We start from the raw sequence: 18,733 nt of genomic DNA on the forward strand, positions 1-18,733 counted from the left end.
AAGGAGATTATACATATGTCATTTGAACAAACGTTAGAGAAATATGCTGCCCTTGCAGTCAATGTTGGTGTTAATATTCAACCAGGACAAACATTATCAATTAGCGCACCTCTTGAAGCTGTACAATTTGTACGCCTCGTTACAGAAAAAGCATATAAATCTGGTGCAAAACACGTATATGTGGATTGGAATGATGAGACGTTAACACGCTTAAAGTTCGATCTAGCTCCTGAAGAAGCATTCGCTGAGTTCCCATCTTGGAAAGCACACGCTCGTGAAGAATTAGCAAAAGAAGGCGCTGCATTTATGTCTATTTATGCAGAAAACCCTGATTTATTAAAAGGTGTAGAACCAACGCGTATCGCAACAGCTCATAAAGTAGCTGGTGAAGCAATGAAAGTATACCGTGATTACGTACAAGCTGATAAAGTAAGCTGGTGTGTCATTTCTGTTCCTACGAAAGAATGGGCTGCGAAAGTATTCCCTGACGTTGCACCAGAAGAACAAGAAGCAAAACTATGGGATGCTATTTTCAAAGCTACTCGTGCTGATTTAGAAAATCCTGTGGAAGCATGGAAAGAACACGATAAAACATTACATACAAAAGTTGATTACTTAAACGAAAAGCATTATAAAGCTCTTCACTATACAGGTCCTGGAACAGATTTAACGATCGAACTTCCAGAAAAACATGTATGGGCTGGTGCTGGTAGCTTAAATGAAAAGAACGTACCATTTATGGCGAACATTCCAACTGAAGAAGTGTTTACAATGCCACTTAAAACAGGTGTAAATGGCCAAGTATCTAGTACAAAACCGTTAGCATTTGCAGGTAACATTATCGATAATTTCACGTTAACATTTGAAAACGGACGTATCGTAGATTATAAAGCTGAAGTTGGAGAAGAAGCTTTAAAACATTTAGTAGAAACAGATGAAGGTTCTCACTTCTTAGGAGAAGTAGCTTTAGTACCTCATGATTCACCAATTTCAAACACAAATATTTTATTCTACAACACGCTATTTGATGAAAACGCATCTTGCCACCTTGCAATCGGAAATGCTTATGCATTTAACTTAGTTGGCGGAAAAACGATGTCTAAAGAAGAACTTGCTGAAAATGGCGCAAACGCTAGTATTACACACGAAGATTTCATGATTGGATCAGCTGAGCTTGATATCGACGGCATTACAGCTGATGGCAGACATGAACCAATCTTCCGTAAAGGTAATTGGGCGTTTTAATAAAAGCAAAAGGCTATCTTCCACACTGGAAGATAGCCTTTTATGATGCAGATGAAACCTTAAGCCCAATTACTCCTAACACGATGAAAAGAATACAAAATGCTTGGAATAGGCTAATGTGCTCTTTAAAAAAGTACACACTAATAATCGTAATAAGTAACGTCCCAACACCAGACCAAATTGCATAAGCAATACTTAAATGAATCTTTTTTACAACGATGGCGAACACGCTGAAACAAATTCCGTAAAATACAAAAATAAGTACACTTGGAATGAGCTTTGTTAAACCGTTTGATAACTTCATCGCAATTGTTCCAGCTACTTCAAAAATAATTGTTACAAGTAATAATAGCCAATATACCATACTAGAATCTCCTTCTCTGTTACCTTATAGAGATTCTAGTATACTACTTATAGTCCTAATGAAATATATTTAATTTCTAAATATTCCTCGATACCGAAATGACCTCCTTCACGACCAATGCCACTCTCTTTAAAGCCACCGAACGGCGCTTGTGCAACTGATGGGAGGCCATCATTTAAACCGATAATACCATACTCTAGTGCTTCACTAATTTGGAATGCTTGGCTAATGTCTTTCGTGAAAATGTACGCTGCTAAACCGTATGGCGTATTGTTTGCACGTTCAATTACTTCTTCAACCGTTTTAAATTTCGCAACAGGTGCAACTGGTCCAAATGTTTCTTCATTCATACAAAGCATCGTATCATTCGCTAATCCAATTACAGTTGGTTGAATAAAGTGTCCATCTAGCTCTGTAACCTTTTGGCCACCATATAAAACTGTTCCACCTTTTTGAATAGCATCTTCAATATGTTCTTGTACTTTTGAAACTGCATTCTCGTCAATAAGTGGTCCTACAGTCGTTCCGTCACTGAAACCGTCCCCTACTTTTAACTGCCCTACTGCCTTTTGAAACTTCTCTACAAACGCTTCATACACTTCTTCCTGAACAAATACTCGGTTTGTACATATACACGTTTGTCCTGCGTTACGGAATTTCGAACCGATTACTGCCTCTACTGCTTTATCTAAGTCTGCATCATTCATAACAATAAACGGTGCGTGACCACCTAACTCAAGTGAAACCTTTTTCATCGTTTGTGCCGCACTAGCCATTAACTCTTTCCCAATTTCCGTTGATCCTGTAAAGGACACTTTTCGAACACGCCCATCTTCCATCCACGTATCAGCAATTGCTTTCGCACTACCTGTTACAATATTTATTACGCCTTTTGGAATGTCTGCTTCATGAGCTAATTCAGCTAATTTTAACGCAGTTAACGGCGTTTGACTTGCAGGTTTTACAACCGCTGTACATCCTGCTGCAAGCGCCGGAGCTACCTTTCTCGTAATCATAGCAGCCGGGAAGTTCCAAGGCGTAATAGCTGCCATAACACCAACTGGTTGCTTCATGACTAAAATACGTTTATTCGGATGAGAAGCAGGAATCATTTCACCATATACGCGTTTTCCTTCTTCTGCATACCATTCAACAAAACTATTTGCATAATTCACTTCACCAAGCGCTTCTGCAAAGGGCTTTCCTTGTTCTTTCGTCATGATCGCTGCAATCTCTTCTTTATTTTCCTCAATAAGTGTGAACCATTTTTTTAATTTCGCTGCACGATCTGCCGCTGTTAACTTAGACCATAATTTAAAAGCTTCATGCGCAGCATCAACAGCTTGCTTTGCCTCTGTTACCCCGCCCTTTGGTACAGTCGCAAATATTTCCTTCGTTGCTGGATTATTTACTTCGATTTGCTCTTGCAATGTAATCCACTCACCATTTATATACATCGCCTTTTTCTCTACATTTACAAACGTCGCTTTTTTATCCAATATTCTCTTCCTCCTCTATAAGTTTCTTTATTTTCCTAGTCGCAGCAGATTGACTTATTTTTAAAAACTCCGCTACTTTATAACTCGATCCATATGTTTTATATGCTTTCAAAATAATATTCCGTTCTACTTCTTCTAACATTTTATAGAGACTTTGACCGGACTGTTCAACCGTTGATTCTTGCATCGCTATTGGTAAATCTTCTATCGTAACGATATCATCGGCAGTTATAACAATTCGCTCAATCACATTTTCAATCTCTCTATTATTTCCTTCCCACGGGTAACCAACAAACATTTGTAATGTGCTAGGCGCTAATTTTACATTTCTACCATATTTCTCGTTAAAGTGTTGTAAATAATGATAAATAAGTGGCAAAATGTCTTCTGTTCTTTCCCGTAGTGGCGGGATTACAATGGGAATGACATTCAGACGATAATATAAATCTTTCCGAAATGTTCCTTGTTTCACCATCATACTTAAATCTCTATTTGTTGCCGCTACAATTCTAACATCCACCTTTTTTAATTCTCTTCCGCCTATAGGGCGAAACGTTTTTTCTTGCAACACTTGCAAAAGCTTTGCTTGAGTTTCAAGCGGCATTTCGCCAATTTCATCTAAGAATAGCGTTCCTTTATGCGCTGATTCTAATAGTCCCTTTTTCCCTTCACGATTCGCACCTGTAAAGGATCCGCCTGAGTATCCAAAAAGCTCTGATTCAATTAAATTTGTCGGCAATGCCGCACAGTTAATTTCATAGAAACTTTCATTCTTCCGGTTACTCACTTCATGTAAATGACGCACCAATCGACTCTTTCCTACTCCTGTCTCACCTAAAACGAGAACCGTACTATCTACCACGGATACTTTCTTGATTGTCTCGACTATTTTTTGCATAGCGATACTTTTAAAAATAAGTCCTTCATGTTCATATGTTTCTCTTAATTCTTTTTTATATGTTTTTAACTGATTATCCATTTCTTCTACCTTTTGACGTAATTGATAGAGTTCTGTAAGATCACGAGAGTAACTAATTACTCTTCTTAAATTGCCCTCTTCATCAAAAACAGGTCTTGTACGAACGTGTAAATACTCTCCTGATTTTGTCGTCTGAACGAGTTCGATTGGCCTCTTTTTTTCAATTACTTCTAACGTTGCTGATGGATAAAAGATACCATCTTTCTGCAATTCTTTTACATGTTTACCTACTAACTCTTTTGCAGCCAATTGATAGTGCCTTTCACATGTACTATTTACACGTACAACGATTCCCTTTTCGTCAGTCACAAAAATTTCGTCAAACGCATATTCAAATACATCTTGTAAATCCATTAACACTCGTTCCTTTTCTGCAACCATCCTAGCCACCCCTAACTTCCAATCCATCGATTCACTTCACTACCTTTATTATAAAGTGAATTTTCTGCATTTTATATAGAGTCAGCTAGAATGTTTGCTGTTTTATTATTTAACTTTTAAACACGAGCAATATTTGCTTTCTCATAACAGACTTGCAACGATTCTTCAATGATTGTTAATCCTTCTTCCAGTTGCTCATCTGTAATCACTAATGGCATTAGCACACGAATAACATTACCGTATGTTCCTGCTGATAGTAGAAGTAAGCCGCGTTTATTTGCTTCTGCGCATAAATTAGCTGTTAACGTTTTATCAGGTGCTTTCGTCTTACGATCTTGAACGAGCTCAAATGCACACATTGCTCCTAAACCGCGCACATCACCGATGCAATTATATTTATTTTTCATCTCTTCGAATCGGTTCATTACGACTTTTCCTAATTCTATCGCTCTATCATTTAAATTCTCTTTTTCTATTACATCAAGTACTGCTAATGCTGCCGCACATCCTAGCGGGCTTCCTGCATACGTTCCACCAAGTTCTCCTGGTGCAGACTCATTCATAATTTCTTTGCGCCCAATAACACCACTAATCGGTACACCAGCACCCAATGATTTAGATACCGTAATTAAATCCGGAACGACATCATAATGATCAATGGCGAAATATTTTCCTGTACGGCTAAATCCAGTTTGAATTTCATCCGCTACAAATAAGATGCCGTGTTCTGAACAAATATTGCGTACTTCTTGCACAAACTTCTTACTTGGGACGATAAATCCACCTTCCCCTTGAACAGGTTCCATTACAACGGCTGCAATCGTTTCTGGTGCTACTTCTGATACGAAGAAATTCTTAAACTCTTCAATCATAAAGTTATCGTACTGCTCTTCCGTTAATCCTTCTGGGCGGCGATATTCGTACGGGAATGGTGCTTTATAGACTTCAGGCGCAAATGGACCAAATCCAAACTTATATGGTTTTACTTTACTTGTCATCGTCATTGTCATTAATGTGCGTCCATGGAAACCTTTAGAAAATGCAATAATACCAGGTCTTTTTGTATATTTACGAGCGATTTTCACCGCATTCTCAACTGCTTCTGCACCACTATTTAAAAATAGTACTTGCTTATCAAAACTTCCCGGCGCTAATGCCGCAAGTTTTTCTGCTAATTCAATATATGGCTCATACATCATGACATTAAAGCCAGTATGAATGTATTGATCTACTTGTTTATGGAGCGCTTCTTTAACAGCTGGGTGACAATGTCCTACGTTAATTGTTCCTATCGCTCCAGCGAAATCAATGTACTGATTCCCATCAACATCAGTAACAAGAGCACCATTTGCAGATTGTACAAACGTTGGGATGCCGTTACTTACTCCTTTTGGTACTATATTTTGGCGGCGTTCTAGTAAAGACGCTGCTTTCGGTCCAGGAATTTGTTCATTTACTTTAGCAAATTTTTTTATATTCATTACGTACCCCATCCTTTTCTTTACATTGTTTTCTCTTTTCATTGCAAAATGTATGCCAATATTCTTTTCTAGTATTCATCTATTTCGCCATAAAAAATAAGTCTATAAAGACTCATTAAGAGTCTTTATAGACTTATTTTTCTTACACATTAGACTTTCCTTTTTCCCAAACAAACTCACCTGAATGAGAAATAAGGTCCCCAACAGACTGTACTACTAAATCAGCAAGTGGTTCTAATGTTTGACGATCTCCTGTACCAGATAGTACTCCAATTGCATAGCAATCACCGCCATTTTTCGCTAAATATAAATCAGTCGGTGTATCCCCAACGACCGCTACTTCACATGCCTCTAAATGAAACCTCTCACAAAAGGATTCTACAATTCTTTTATCTGGTTTTTGTGCTGGAAATGTATCTGAAGCTACAACATAATCAAAAAAAGACTCTAATTGATACTGTTTTAAAAATAATTCTGTCGGTGCAAAATCATCCGCCGTGACAACACCTAAAATAAATCCTCTATCCTTTAAACCTTGTAAAATTCTCGGTAAATCCGCCGTCATTTTCATGTAAGAACGATGCTCGTACATAAGGGCAAACAGTTTTTCACTTACCCATTCATGCATTTCCTCTTCTTTAGATGACGTAATATACTTACAAAGCCCCTTTGCCACATCAAGGCTCGTTCCTGCCGCTATTGCGCTACGTGGGTGAACAAATACCCCATCCACACCGATCTCTTTTAATAAAGTCGGCTGCATTGATTGTGGCAGTTGGTATAATTTTATACATTCAGCCACAAGTTCTTCAGCAACTTTTATCCAAATTGAATGAAAATCCATTAATGTCCCATCTTTATCAAATAGTATTGCTTTTACTTTCTCCATAACACCCCACCTCTCGTCTCTTATCTCCTCCAGTGTATCAATAAAGTATGGATATAAAATAAACGAATTGTAAAAATACCATGAAAATCAAACTAACTTCCAATTTACAATACAAATCGGATTGTTTGACTATTACGTAACAGAAGCGTAAAATTACTCTCATCTTATTGAAAATTAGTTAATTACTTAACCTCATTAACTATCATGATAGTTTCCTAATTCTTTTTTTAAGTAGGAGATGTTTATATATGGTTGAAGAAATATTTTATAAGAAAACATTAGAAAATCTGTTTTTAGATCCTGTTCAAATTACACTTTGGGATGGAAACACTGTACAGTACGGTGAAGGGAATCCTCAATTTCATATTACATTCCACAAACCTCTTGCCAAAAAAGAGATAATAAAAGATCCCTCCATCGCATTTGGTGAAGCTTATATGAATGGAGATATTGAAATAGAGGGTAACCTTGAAAAAGCGATTGAGTCTATTTATAAAAACAAAGACAGTTTTTTAGGTAATAGCAAATTACAATACTTTACAAGCAGATGGAATTTTTCAAAACGAAAAAATAAAGAAGATATCGCCCATCATTATGATATTGGGAACGATTTTTATAAATTATGGCTAGATGAAACAATGACATACTCTTGTGCATATTTCCAAAATGAAACCGATTCTTTAACAGCTGCTCAACATAATAAAGTAAATCATATTTTAAAAAAGTTAAACCTTCAAAAAGGAGATACTTTGCTAGACATTGGTTGCGGATGGGGTGAACTCATTACAGCTGCCGCAAAACAATATGGTGTGAAAGCAACGGGAGTCACATTAAGTGAAGAACAATATGCAAAAACTCTAGAAAGAATCGAAAAAGAAAATCTCACAGATTTAGTTGAAGTAAATTTACTCGATTATCGTGATATTCACGAGCGAAAGTTTGATAAAATTGTTAGTGTAGGTATGATTGAACATGTCGGGAAAGATCACATTACAGAGTACTTTGAAACGGTCAATGCATTACTCAATGATGGTGGTATTTCCGTTCTTCACTGCATTACTTCTCCTACAGATGGCGCTACTAATAGTTGGATTGAGAAATATATATTTCCTGGTGGATACGTCCCCGCCGTTAATGAATTAATTACTAACATAACTAATCAGCATTTCTTTATAGTTGATGTTGAAAGTTTGCGCAGACATTACGGTAAAACACTTCAACACTGGGCAGAAAACTTTGAAAATACACTAGATGAAATACGTAAAACAAAAGATGAGCGATTTATTCGTATGTGGCGCTTGTATTTAAATGCTTGTGCAGCTTCGTTTTATACTGGTAACATTGATTTACATCAATTTGTATTTACAAAAGGGATTAGTGATTCCATTCCTTGGACACGTTCATATATGTATAAATAAAAAAGGATGCCTTTACAGGGCATCCTCTTGATGTTCAGGAACAAATAGTTCCAGACAATGATACATATTTTCGAATTCCATCGGTGCATCTCCACCATATTCACCATCTAAATTAATCATTAGTTTATCTGGTGAATGCACTTTAATTCGGTTCGCTTGTGTGTATAGTACTTTTGGATTGTTAATATGTTCACCACGCTGCGCTTGTGTTGCAGCTTTAATTAAGTCGGCAATCGAACCTTTTTTCAGCACTAATAAATCAAATAAGCCATCGTTAATCGATGCATATGGTGCTACCTTTTCAAAGCCACCCACTGAACGAGTATTCGTAATTAAAAACATCGTAATTTCTTCTTGTAGTAATTTTCCATCATACTCAATTTCAACATATGTTGGATGTAGTGATGGTAGCATTTCGATACCTTTTAAATAATAAGCAAGTTGTCCTAATACAGTCTTTAGCTTACTTGGTACTTCATATGTTAATTCTGTAATACGACCGCCACCAGCGATGTTAATAAAATATGTATCGTTTGCTCTACCAAGGTCTAATGGCACAGTTTTTCCTTCACAAATAATATCCGCTGCTTCTTCAATAGAACGAGGTACACCGATTGCACGTGCAAAGTCATTTGTCGTTCCAACTGGAATAATTCCAAATTTCGGACGGAATTCATGACCAACTAGACCGTTTACAACTTCATTTAACGTGCCGTCACCACCAGCCGCAATAACAACATCAAATTTACGCTCTACAGCTTGCCTCGCCGCCACAGTTGCGTCTCCAGGACCCGTTGTCGCATGACAAGATGCTTCATACCCAGCTTGTTCTAATTTTTGTAATACTTCCGGTAAGCTCTTCTTAAATAGCTCACGCCCAGAAGTAGGATTATAAATAATTCTTGCTCGCTTCATCATTTATTAGCACAGGAAATTTCTTTATGTATCAAAAAAGAACATACCGAACTTCTATTCAGTATTCCCGTGCCTACCTCCTCTCATCTTCCTATCCTTCTTTTATCTCGCTCAAACAGGCAGTAAGAACCCGATTCGTGTAGCCCATCAAAAGTAAATATTCATTTCAATGGTTTTGTTTTATTTGACAAAAAATTTATGTCCATCTATTTCCTCACAACAATTTACATATAACGAATAATAATTATCTATTATTTCATGAGATGAAAAAACCTCTATTTCTAGATTTATCATTATTCCCACCTTTTTGCAACTATCATACCATAGTTGCTATACAAACATTTTTCCACTTTTGACAGTTAATCAAACGTTTGTTTAAATAATTTTCTCTCATTTAAACAAACGTTTGATTAACCTAGAAAAACACCCATGTACGGGTGTTTTTCTGCTTAATCTTTAAAAGTTACTACTATTATCGCTTATTAATCTCTTCAAGTAAGATTTTGTTAACAAGCGGTGGATTTGCTTGCCCTTTTGTAGCTTTCATAATTTGACCAACTAAGAAGCCAATTGCACGGTCTTTACCGTTTTTAAAGTCTTCGATAGATTGCTCATTATTATCAAGAATTTCTGTTACAACTTTACGAAGTGTACCCTCGTCAGAAATTTGAACAAGGCCTTTCGCTTTAACGATTTCTTCTGGGTCTCCACCTTTTTCAATTAATTCGTTAAATACTTTCTTCGCAATTTTAGAAGAAATTGTACCTTTTTCAATTAATTGAACCATTTTAGATAAACCAGCAGGCGTTAATGCAACGTCTTTTAATTCTTTTTGTTGTTTGTTTAGGTATGCAAGTACTTCACCCATTAACCAGTTTGATGTTAATTTCGCATCAGCACCGTCTGCAACAGTTGCTTCAAAGAAATCAGACATTTCTTTCGTTAATGTTAATACGTGTGCATCATAAGCTGGTAAGCCTAATTCTGCAACATAGCGAGCTTTACGTGCATCTGGAAGTTCTGGAATAGAAGCACGAACTGCTTCTTTCCACTCATCGTCGATGTAAAGTTCAACTAAGTCCGGCTCTGGGAAGTAACGGTAATCATCAGATCCTTCTTTCACACGCATTAAGATTGTTTTCTTCGTTGCTTCATCATAACGACGTGTTTCTTGTTGGATGATACCACCAGATAATAATTCTTTTTCTTGGCGAGCTTGCTCAAACTCAAGACCTTTTTGTACGTAAGTGAAAGAGTTTAAGTTTTTCAGTTCCGCTTTTGTACCGAACTTCTCTTGTCCAACTGGACGAAGGGAAATGTTCGCATCACAACGCAAGGAACCTTCTTCCATCTTACAATCAGATACGCCAGTGTATTGAATGATTGATTTTAACTTCTCTAAGTATGCATATGCTTCTTCTGGCGTACGCATATCTGGCTCAGATACGATCTCAATTAAAGGCATACCTTGACGGTTGTAGTCTACTAATGAGCCGTCAGCTGTATGCGTTGATTTACCAGCATCTTCTTCTAAATGAAGACGTGTAATACCGATACGTTTCTTTTTACCGTCTACTTCGATTTCAATCCAACCATTTTCACCAATTGGCTTATCAAACTGAGAGATTTGGTAAGCTTTCGGATTATCTGGATAGAAATAGTTTTTACGGTCAAACTTTGTTTCTGTTGCGATTTCACAGTTTAATGCCATTGCAGCTTTCATTGCAAAGTTAACTGCTTCTTTATTTAAAGTAGGAAGTACTCCTGGGTATCCTAAGTCAATTACACTTGTTTGTGTATTTGGTTCCGCTCCGAATTCTGTTGGACTCGCAGAGAAAATTTTCGAATTTGTTTTTAACTCAACGTGAACCTCTAAACCAATAATTGTTTCTAAATTCATCTATGCTCGCCTCCTTACAGACTTGCTTTTTTTGTATGATGGTCTGTTGCTTGCTCAAACGCATGTGCAACGCGGTAAATTGTCGCTTCATCGAAGTGTTTACCAATAATTTGTAAACCAAGTGGCATGTTGTTAGCACCGAATCCACATGGAACAGAAATCGCTGGAACGCCTGCTAAGTTTACTGGGATTGTTAAAATGTCATTTGCATACATTGTCATTGGATCATCAACTTTTTCGCCCACTTTAAATGCCGGAGTTGGCGTTGTTGGTCCAATAATAACATCGTAGTTAGCAAATACATTTTCAAAGTCGTTTTTAATTAATGTACGTACTTGTTGTGCTTTTTTGTAATATGCATCATAGTAACCAGAGCTAAGAGCAAATGTACCAAGCATAATACGACGTTTTACTTCATCACCGAAGCCTTCGCTACGTGTGTTTTTGTAAAGATCCATTAAGTTATTCACATTATCAGAACGAACACCATAACGTACGCCATCAAAGCGTGAAAGGTTAGCTGATGCTTCAGAAGAAGATAATAAGTAATACGTTGCTAGAGCGTATTTAGAGTGTGGAAGAGACACTTCCTCCCAAGTTGCGCCCATACCTTCTAATACTTTTAAAGCAGCTAGTACTGACTCACGAGCTTCTTCGCCAACACCTTCTCCTAAGTATTCTTTCGGTACAGCAATGCGTAAACCTTTAACGTCGCCTGTTAAACCAGCTAAGTAGTTTCCTACTTCAACGTTAGCAGAAGTTGCATCCATACGGTCAAGACCTGAAATAGCTTGTAATAAGTATGCATTGTCTTCTACTGTACGTGTAATCGGTCCGATTTGGTCAAGTGAAGATGCAAATGCTACTAATCCGTAACGAGATACGCGTCCGTAGGTTGGTTTTAAACCTACAACGCCGCAATATGCAGCTGGTTGACGGATAGAACCACCCGTATCAGAACCTAGAGAGAATAATACTTCTCCTGCTGCTACAGCTGCTGCAGAACCACCACTAGATCCGCCTGGAACGTAATCTAAGTTCCATGGATTTTTCGTAGCGTAGAAACCTGAGTTTTCATTTGAAGAACCCATTGCGAACTCGTCCATATTTAATTTACCGATTGTAATTGTGTCAGCAGCTTTTAGCTTTTGCACAACTGTCGCATCATAAATTGGATCGAAGTTTGCTAACATTTTGCTCGCACAAGTTGTACGAAGACCGTTAGTTACAATGTTATCTTTAACACCGATTGGCATACCGAATAATAAACCATTATCTTCAGCACCAATCTTTGCATCTAATTCTTTCGCTTTCGCGCGTGCATTTTCTTCATCTAATGTAAGAAAAGCTTTTACGTTATCTTCAACATCCGCAATACGTTTATAAGATTCTTCTACTAAATCCGTAACGGAAATTTCTTTGTTGTTTAACTTCTTATGTAACTCTGATACTGAATGATCAAATAATGACATCGAAATTCCCCTCCTCTATTCTAATACTGCTGGAACACGGATTTGATTATCTTTGTGATCCGGTGCATTTTTTAATACTTCTTCTACTGGTAAACCTTTTTCTGGTACATCTTCACGCATAACATTTTTCATAGTTAATACATGAGTTGTTGGTTTTACGTTTGTTGTATCTAATTCATTTAACTGTTCTGCAAAAGTAACAATTGCATCTAGTTGTTTTTGAAATTTTTCTGCTTCTTGATCAGTAATTGCAAGACGTGCTAAATGTGCTACGTGCTTTACATTCTCAACGGAAATTCTTGACACGGCTAGGCCACCTCCATAATATATCGTTCAATCTACAATACTATTGATGATACCAAATTTTCAGTACTTCAAGCAAGTCAACACACGGTACTTACACCATTTTTACATAAAAAAAGAAAGGCAAACGCCTTTCTTTACGATTTACTCTTTATCTAACGGTTTATTTTTCGGAAATCTCTCGTTATCTTCTTCATTATCACGAATTGTTTTTTGTAATACAAAACAAGACATCGTTAAAAATAATGTTCCAATTAAATAGTATCCTTTTACACTAAGCGTTTCATCTAGCGTATAAATACCAATTAGCATACCTGAAAGCGCACAAACAAATGAAGTCCATGCTAAAAACGTGAACGCTTGCGTATTACGTCTTCTCATCGTTCTCCCCCTCGTTAGCAGTACATCCATTATAGATAAGTATATTTACCATGATGGATTTTTATGTAAATTCTAGTTTTATATTTATAAATCTATCATAAAAGAATACTATTTTAAAGAAAGTTTTCTGCCTAATCTGAAAAAACAATTAAAATCATTGACAATTATTTCTATTCTACATAAAATAAAAATAAATATTACGAACCTCGAAATATACGGGAGTGGAATTAATTGTTGCAATATGAACATTTTTTAGACTTACTGCTAGATAACGCCAAGAAACTTTTCTATCCTGAAGAATGGGTAAGCCTAGATTTAACACTTTCTAAAACAGAAGTATTTTGTTTACTTTGGATGGAACGAAATACAGATATTACAATGACGAAAATTGCTGATCTTCTTGATATACCAATGAGTACAACGACAGGTGTTGTAAATCGCCTTGTAAAAAAGGGATATATTGAACGCTACCGTGATGAAAATGACCGACGTATTGTATTAATTCGTTTAACAGAAAACGGCGTAATACTCGTTCAAGAAGTAAAACAAAATGCAGCCCATTACTTTAGCCTAGTAACAGAAGCATTATCGGAAGAAGAAAAAGCATTTTTACTACAGATCTTCCAAAAGATTATGAATCACATTGCTACATCACAACAAAAAACAGAAGAAAAAGTTTCTACACCTAAAATGAAAAACATTCCGATTGAATAAAACCCTAGCTGGGTTTTTATTCAATCATTTATTTCGCCACTCGTAATATTCGATACTCGAAACAAAGGGGATATGAATGATGAGAATTATTTTGTATACAGGTAAAGGCGGCGTAGGAAAAACTAGCATTTCAGCGGCAACTGCACTTCAAAGCGCAAAACAAGGATTAAAAACTTTAGTAATGAGCACAGACCCAGCTCATAGTTTAGGAGATTCATTTGGTATAAAACTATCTTCTGAACCATTAGAAATTCGTGAAAACCTATGGGCACAAGAAATTAATACGATTTATGAAATGGAAAAAGGCTGGGGGAAATTACAGAAATATATTACACTACTCTTCACTTCCAAAGCAGCTGATGATATTACAACAGAAGAGTTAACGATGTTTCCTGGTATGGAAGATTTAATTAGCTTACTTCGTGTACTCGATTATTATAAACAAAACACATATGATGTTATTATCATTGATTGTGCCCCAACAGGAGAAACATTAGCCATGCTCAGTTTTCCAGACATGCTCGGCTGGTGGATGGAAAAACTCTTCCCTATTAAAAGAAAAGTTTTAAAAGTTGTTCGTCCTGTAGCGCAACCACTTCTTGGTGTCCCCCTTCCAACCGATGATATTATGGACGAATTAACAAATACACTTGAACAACTTGGAGAAATGAGAGATATTTTATCAAACCGAGACGTAACAAGTATCCGCATCGTTGTAAATCCCGAAAAAATGGTTATTAAAGAGGCTCAGCGTAGCTTTACGTATTTAAATTTATACGATTATAACGTAGATGCGATTATGATTAACCGCGTCATCCCTAACACTGTCATCGATCCTTATTTTCAAGCTTGGAAAGATACTCAAAAGAAATATAAAACATTAATTCAAAATAGCTTTGATCCGCTTCCTATTTACGAAGCTCCAATGTTTGAACAAGAAGTTGTTGGCTTACCTATGTTAGAACGCGTTGGAGATGCTTTATTTAAAAAAGATTATTGTCCTACTGAAGTAAAATTTAACGGTCGCACTCAATATGTAAAAAAAGATGGCGATGAGTATATTTTCGTTCTGTCCATTCCCTTCTCTAACAAAAGTGAACTTGCATTAAATCAAAAAGGTGACGAGCTTATCATTCGTGCTGGTTCTGTTAAACGAAACATCACATTACCCAAAACGTTAACACACCTTTCTATTCAAGGAGCAAAATTTGAAGATGATGTACTAAACATTCGTTTTGGAGGTGTCGTACATGCATGAAGAACTACTAAGGAAAGTCATCCGTACAAAAATAAAAGTAGGTATGCATATATTAGAAGAGTTACCTGCCCCAATCCAGCAATCAGCTAAGCAAATACTAAATATTTTACAAGAGGAGCTAGCTGCTTATCCGAAAGAACAAGGGCATCGTGAAGATAATTTGAAAAGTATTATAATTGAATGAACATCTCTGGATAGAGGGCCTTTCTAGGCTTTCTATCTCTATATTGGAGTGATGTAAGTTGTTTAAAAAACATTCCACTATTATGCTTTGGAAGATTCCCTTGTTATTTCTCATTCATAACCTTGAAGAATCTTTCCAAATGCCACAATATCTTGCTAATCAATTTTCAATTACTTTTATAACTAGTCAACAATTTTCCATTGCGATTTCTATATTGACTCTCTTTGTTTTACTTATCGTCTTTCTATATCAAATAAACATCTTATCTTCTATATATTGGATTATTTTTATACAAGGGGCAATTTTCTTCAACTCTGTTCAACATATTATTTTGTTTTTCATTTACCGTTCTTATAACCCTGGCGTAATATCCGCAGTTTTCATTGCCATCTTTTCTATTTTCTTTTTTTTATCCCAAAAACACTTAATTCATAAAAATAAATTCTTAATTACACTCGCTTTCAGCTTATTTTCTTATCCTATTATAATTTGGATTACCTTACTATTCGCTAGCTACTTTCATTCATAAAAAAGACCAGGAAAACTCCTGGTCCATTACTCTACTTAACAAACATTGGATTCTATGTTATACAGAATTGGAAGGTACAGAATTAGGGTTGTTTTGTTTGTTAAGTAGATTATATGTTGAACGAACTAACAGCGGAGGGGTTCCTTCTGTTAGTCCATTAAACCCAATCATTATTTTACGATTTTTTCAAGCTCATCAAGTGAAAGATCTACTGAAATTGAACCATCATTTGTTTCTTTCTTAATTGCATCTGTTACTTCTTTTGAATGATATAATTCAATTACTTTTTTCAGTGTTGGATCATCTTTATCTTTCGTACGAGCTGCGAAAATATTAATATATGGCTTCGCATTTTCATTCTTTGGATCTTCTAAGAAAATTGGATCCTTCGCTGGATCTAATCCAGCTTGACCAGCAACACCGTTATTAATAACTGAAGCTGCTACATCTTTTAATACACGAGGTGTTTGCTGTGCGATAACCGGTGTAATTTTTAACTTCTTCGGATTTTCAGCAATGCCGCTTGGATCTCCAAATAGACCAAAGTCTTTTTTAAGCTTTAATAACCCAGCTGCATCAAGAAGTTTTAATGCACGTGCTTGGTTCGTCGGATCATTTGGAATCGCAATTTCTGAACCATCTGGAATTTCATTTGCTTTCTTATGTTTTTCAGAGTATAAACCCATTGGTGCAATTTGCGTTGTACCAACAGCTGTAATATCTAGCTTATGCTCCTTTTTAAATTGCTCTAAGAATGCAATATGCTGGAATGAATTTAATTCAATATCTCCATCAGCTAACGCTTTATTTGGCGTTGTGTAATCAGAGAACTCAACCAGTTTAATTTTAATTCCTTCTTTTTCAGCTTTCCTCTTCAAAATTTCCCAAGCGTCTCCATCCGTTCCAGTTACACCGACGCGAACTACTTTTTCTTTCGCTCCTGCCCCTGTGTCTCCACTTGAGCAGCCGCTTAATGCTGAAACCCCTACAATCGCTGATAATGCAAATGCTAAAATCTTCTTCATTCTCTTTTCCCCCTCTTCCTTTTATGATCTGCGTAAAAAGACTTTCGCAAAGTAGTTTCCTAAGTTTTGAGCTAACTGTACAAGAATGATAAGTAAAACGACCGTTACGAACATAACTGATGTATCAAAACGTTGATAACCATATGTCATTGCTAAATCACCAAGGCCGCCACCACCGACAAGCCCAGCAACTGCAGAAAATTCAATTAAACCAACTGTCATAAATGTAACACCTAAAATTAATGGTGCTAACGCTTCTGGTACAAGGATTTCAAAAACAATTCTAATTGGTGAAGCACCCATCGCTTGCGCTGCTTCAATTACCCCTTTCGGAACAGAAACAAGATTTGTTTCAACCATTCTAGCGATACCAATTGATGCAACTAACGTCATTGGAAAAATTGCTGCCGCCGTTCCAATTGTCGTTCCGATAACACTTCTTGTTAGCGGGCTTAAAGCTACTAAGAATATGATGAATGGAATTGGACGAATTGTATTAATGATAATATTAAGAATAGAAAAGACCCATTTATTTTCTAAAAAGTTTCCTTTTCTCGTTACATATAAAAGTAAACCTAGAGGTATACCAAGAATTGTAGCGAATATAAGGGTTACAATTACCATTAAGAGGGTATCCCCCGTCGCATCTAATATGCGCGGCCAAAATATACTCCAATCAACTCGCATGAGCTTCTACCTCCTTCAGCTGCACTTGCAGTCTTAGATGTTGTAATGCTTTTTGAATTTCCCTCTGTTCACCTTGCAATTCTACAAGAAGATTTCCAAATAGCACATTTTGAAGTTCAATAATATTTCCGTACAGTACATTTACATCGACATTATAGTTTTTTGCGATATATGATAGTACCGGCTGTCCTGTTTCCTCACCAGTAAATGTTAGGCGATAAATCTGACCACCATTTTGAATTTTCGCTAAAACACTTTCCGGTAAATGATCATTAATAACAGAACGTACAAAGTTTTGAGTCGTCGTTGTTTTTGGTTGTGTGAAAACATCAAACAGTTTTCCTTCTTCAATAACTTTTCCTTTTTCCATTACAGCTACACGGTGACAAATTTCTTTCACAACATGCATTTCATGTGTAATAAGAAGAATTGTTAAATTATATTCTCGATTTACTTTCTTTAATAAGTTTAGAATTTCTGTCGTTGTTTCTGGATCTAAAGCTGATGTTGCCTCATCACATATAAGAATATCTGGTGATGTTGCAAGTGCTCTAGCGATACCTACACGCTGCTTTTGTCCGCCTGATAGCTGCTCTGGGTAATTGTTTGCTTTATCTTCTAACCCTACAAACTTCAGCAATTCATTTACTCTTTCTTTTATTTCATTCTTTGGTACTTTTGCTAACTTTAATGGATAAGCAATATTCCCAAACACTGTTCTTGAATTAAATAAATTAAAGTTTTGAAAAATCATCCCGATTCTTTGTCTTAGCTTCCGTAATTCTTTCGTCGATAATGATGTAATATCTTTATCATCTATTGAAATCGTTCCTGCCGTTGGTCTCTCTAACATGTTTACTAGGCGTAATAATGTACTCTTTCCAGCGCCACTAAAACCGATAATGCCAAAAATTTCGCCTTTCTCAACTGATAACGTTACATCCTCCACCGCATGAACAGATTGCCCACCTGATTCATATACTTTACTTACATTATTAAAAGAAATCATTTTTCCCCCTCCTATATGCTGTAAAAACTTGAAGTAGAGCTTTCGAGGTAAAATAAAAAGTGCTCTCCTTCTTATCAACCATAAAGATAAGAAGGAGAGC

The 18,733-nt window shown here is 36.3% G+C and carries 19 protein-coding genes; 6 read left to right on the top strand and 13 right to left on the bottom strand.

Annotation, left to right across the window (positions count from 1 at the left end):
* Positions 1-15: 15 nt before the first annotated feature.
* A complete protein-coding gene (locus PQF83_RS23100; protein WP_000007360.1) occupies positions 16-1,245 on the top strand; it encodes an aminopeptidase in 1,230 nt (409 codons plus the stop codon).
* Between the two features lie 40 nt (positions 1,246-1,285).
* On the opposite strand, the gene PQF83_RS23105 is transcribed toward PQF83_RS23100, so the two are convergent.
* The 5 genes from PQF83_RS23105 to PQF83_RS23125 all read right to left on the bottom strand — a co-directional run bounded on the left by PQF83_RS23105 (position 1,286) and on the right by PQF83_RS23125 (position 6,838).
* On the bottom strand, positions 1,286-1,609 hold the full coding sequence (locus tag PQF83_RS23105; protein WP_000263254.1) for a DMT family transporter: 324 nt from the start codon (positions 1,607-1,609) through the stop codon (positions 1,286-1,288).
* Positions 1,610-1,656: 47 nt separating this feature from the next.
* Positions 1,657-3,108 carry an NADP-dependent succinate-semialdehyde dehydrogenase gene (gene gabD / locus PQF83_RS23110; RefSeq protein WP_000358101.1) on the bottom strand — a complete coding sequence of 484 codons (1,452 nt, stop codon included), beginning with the start codon at positions 3,106-3,108 and terminating at the stop codon, positions 1,657-1,659.
* Positions 3,101-4,468 carry a sigma-54 interaction domain-containing protein gene (locus PQF83_RS23115; protein WP_000225164.1) on the bottom strand — a complete coding sequence of 456 codons (1,368 nt, stop codon included), beginning with the start codon at positions 4,466-4,468 and terminating at the stop codon, positions 3,101-3,103. The genes gabD and PQF83_RS23115 overlap by 8 nt, the downstream gene beginning before the upstream one ends.
* Before the next feature lie 116 nt (positions 4,469-4,584).
* Positions 4,585-5,949 (bottom strand): 4-aminobutyrate--2-oxoglutarate transaminase, encoded by a 1,365-nt coding sequence (gene gabT / locus PQF83_RS23120; protein ID WP_001022108.1) that lies wholly within the window; start codon positions 5,947-5,949, stop codon positions 4,585-4,587.
* A gap of 142 nt (positions 5,950-6,091) precedes the next feature.
* The gene (locus PQF83_RS23125; RefSeq protein WP_000416633.1) at positions 6,092-6,838 is read right to left on the bottom strand and encodes an HAD family hydrolase; all 747 of its coding nucleotides are present in this window, start codon (positions 6,836-6,838) and stop codon (positions 6,092-6,094) included.
* Between the two features lie 248 nt (positions 6,839-7,086).
* Here PQF83_RS23125 and PQF83_RS23130 point away from each other — a divergent pair, with 248 nt between their 5' ends.
* Positions 7,087-8,256 (top strand): SAM-dependent methyltransferase, encoded by a 1,170-nt coding sequence (locus PQF83_RS23130; RefSeq protein WP_000229021.1) that lies wholly within the window; start codon positions 7,087-7,089, stop codon positions 8,254-8,256.
* Between the two features lie 12 nt (positions 8,257-8,268).
* Here the strand turns inward: PQF83_RS23130 and PQF83_RS23135 are convergent, their stop codons facing one another.
* The 5 genes from PQF83_RS23135 to PQF83_RS23155 form a co-directional block, all read right to left on the bottom strand.
* Positions 8,269-9,174 carry a diacylglycerol kinase gene (locus tag PQF83_RS23135; RefSeq protein WP_000977677.1) on the bottom strand — a complete coding sequence of 302 codons (906 nt, stop codon included), beginning with the start codon at positions 9,172-9,174 and terminating at the stop codon, positions 8,269-8,271.
* 469 nt (positions 9,175-9,643) lie between these two features.
* Entirely contained in the window at positions 9,644-11,071 is a 1,428-nt protein-coding gene (gene gatB, locus PQF83_RS23140; RefSeq protein ID WP_001047674.1) for an Asp-tRNA(Asn)/Glu-tRNA(Gln) amidotransferase subunit GatB, read from the bottom strand.
* 14 nt (positions 11,072-11,085) lie between these two features.
* Positions 11,086-12,543, bottom strand: coding sequence for an Asp-tRNA(Asn)/Glu-tRNA(Gln) amidotransferase subunit GatA (gene gatA / locus PQF83_RS23145; RefSeq protein ID WP_000051445.1), 1,458 nt, complete (start codon positions 12,541-12,543; stop codon positions 11,086-11,088).
* A 15-nt stretch (positions 12,544-12,558) separates the two neighbouring features.
* Positions 12,559-12,849 carry an Asp-tRNA(Asn)/Glu-tRNA(Gln) amidotransferase subunit GatC gene (gene gatC, locus PQF83_RS23150; protein WP_000087000.1) on the bottom strand — a complete coding sequence of 97 codons (291 nt, stop codon included), beginning with the start codon at positions 12,847-12,849 and terminating at the stop codon, positions 12,559-12,561.
* 141 nt (positions 12,850-12,990) lie between these two features.
* On the bottom strand, positions 12,991-13,227 hold the full coding sequence (locus tag PQF83_RS23155; protein WP_001254393.1) for a YiaA/YiaB family inner membrane protein: 237 nt from the start codon (positions 13,225-13,227) through the stop codon (positions 12,991-12,993).
* A 231-nt stretch (positions 13,228-13,458) separates the two neighbouring features.
* Between PQF83_RS23155 and PQF83_RS23160 the strand changes: the two genes are divergently transcribed.
* From PQF83_RS23160 to PQF83_RS23175, 4 genes are all read left to right on the top strand, one after another.
* Complete coding sequence (locus PQF83_RS23160; protein ID WP_000942473.1) at positions 13,459-13,941, top strand: MarR family winged helix-turn-helix transcriptional regulator; 483 nt, start codon at positions 13,459-13,461, stop codon at positions 13,939-13,941.
* A gap of 76 nt (positions 13,942-14,017) precedes the next feature.
* On the top strand, positions 14,018-15,199 hold the full coding sequence (locus tag PQF83_RS23165) for an ArsA family ATPase (RefSeq protein WP_002163767.1): 1,182 nt from the start codon (positions 14,018-14,020) through the stop codon (positions 15,197-15,199).
* Positions 15,192-15,383, top strand: coding sequence for a DUF3926 domain-containing protein (locus tag PQF83_RS23170; RefSeq protein ID WP_000544090.1), 192 nt, complete (start codon positions 15,192-15,194; stop codon positions 15,381-15,383). The genes PQF83_RS23165 and PQF83_RS23170 overlap by 8 nt, the downstream gene beginning before the upstream one ends.
* Positions 15,384-15,441: 58 nt before the next feature.
* Complete coding sequence (locus tag PQF83_RS23175; RefSeq protein ID WP_002163768.1) at positions 15,442-15,912, top strand: HXXEE domain-containing protein; 471 nt, start codon at positions 15,442-15,444, stop codon at positions 15,910-15,912.
* Positions 15,913-16,082: 170 nt separating this feature from the next.
* Here PQF83_RS23175 and PQF83_RS23180 read toward each other — a convergent pair whose 3' ends face one another.
* The 3 genes from PQF83_RS23180 to PQF83_RS23190 are packed head-to-tail and all read right to left on the bottom strand — an operon-like array spanning position 16,083 to position 18,633.
* Positions 16,083-16,937: a MetQ/NlpA family ABC transporter substrate-binding protein gene (locus PQF83_RS23180; RefSeq protein WP_000721603.1), complete on the bottom strand. Its 855-nt coding sequence runs from the start codon at positions 16,935-16,937 to the stop codon at positions 16,083-16,085.
* Between the two features lie 21 nt (positions 16,938-16,958).
* Positions 16,959-17,624, bottom strand: coding sequence for a methionine ABC transporter permease (locus PQF83_RS23185; RefSeq protein ID WP_001261859.1), 666 nt, complete (start codon positions 17,622-17,624; stop codon positions 16,959-16,961).
* Positions 17,614-18,633, bottom strand: a complete 1,020-nt coding sequence (locus PQF83_RS23190) for a methionine ABC transporter ATP-binding protein (RefSeq protein ID WP_000622978.1) — start codon at positions 18,631-18,633, stop codon at positions 17,614-17,616. The genes PQF83_RS23185 and PQF83_RS23190 overlap by 11 nt, the downstream gene beginning before the upstream one ends.
* Positions 18,634-18,733: the final 100 nt, after the last annotated feature.

The sequence above is a fragment of the Bacillus sp. FF-1 genome, assembly GCF_028548245.1.
GTDB lineage: Bacteria > Bacillota > Bacilli > Bacillales > Bacillaceae_G > Bacillus_A > Bacillus_A paranthracis.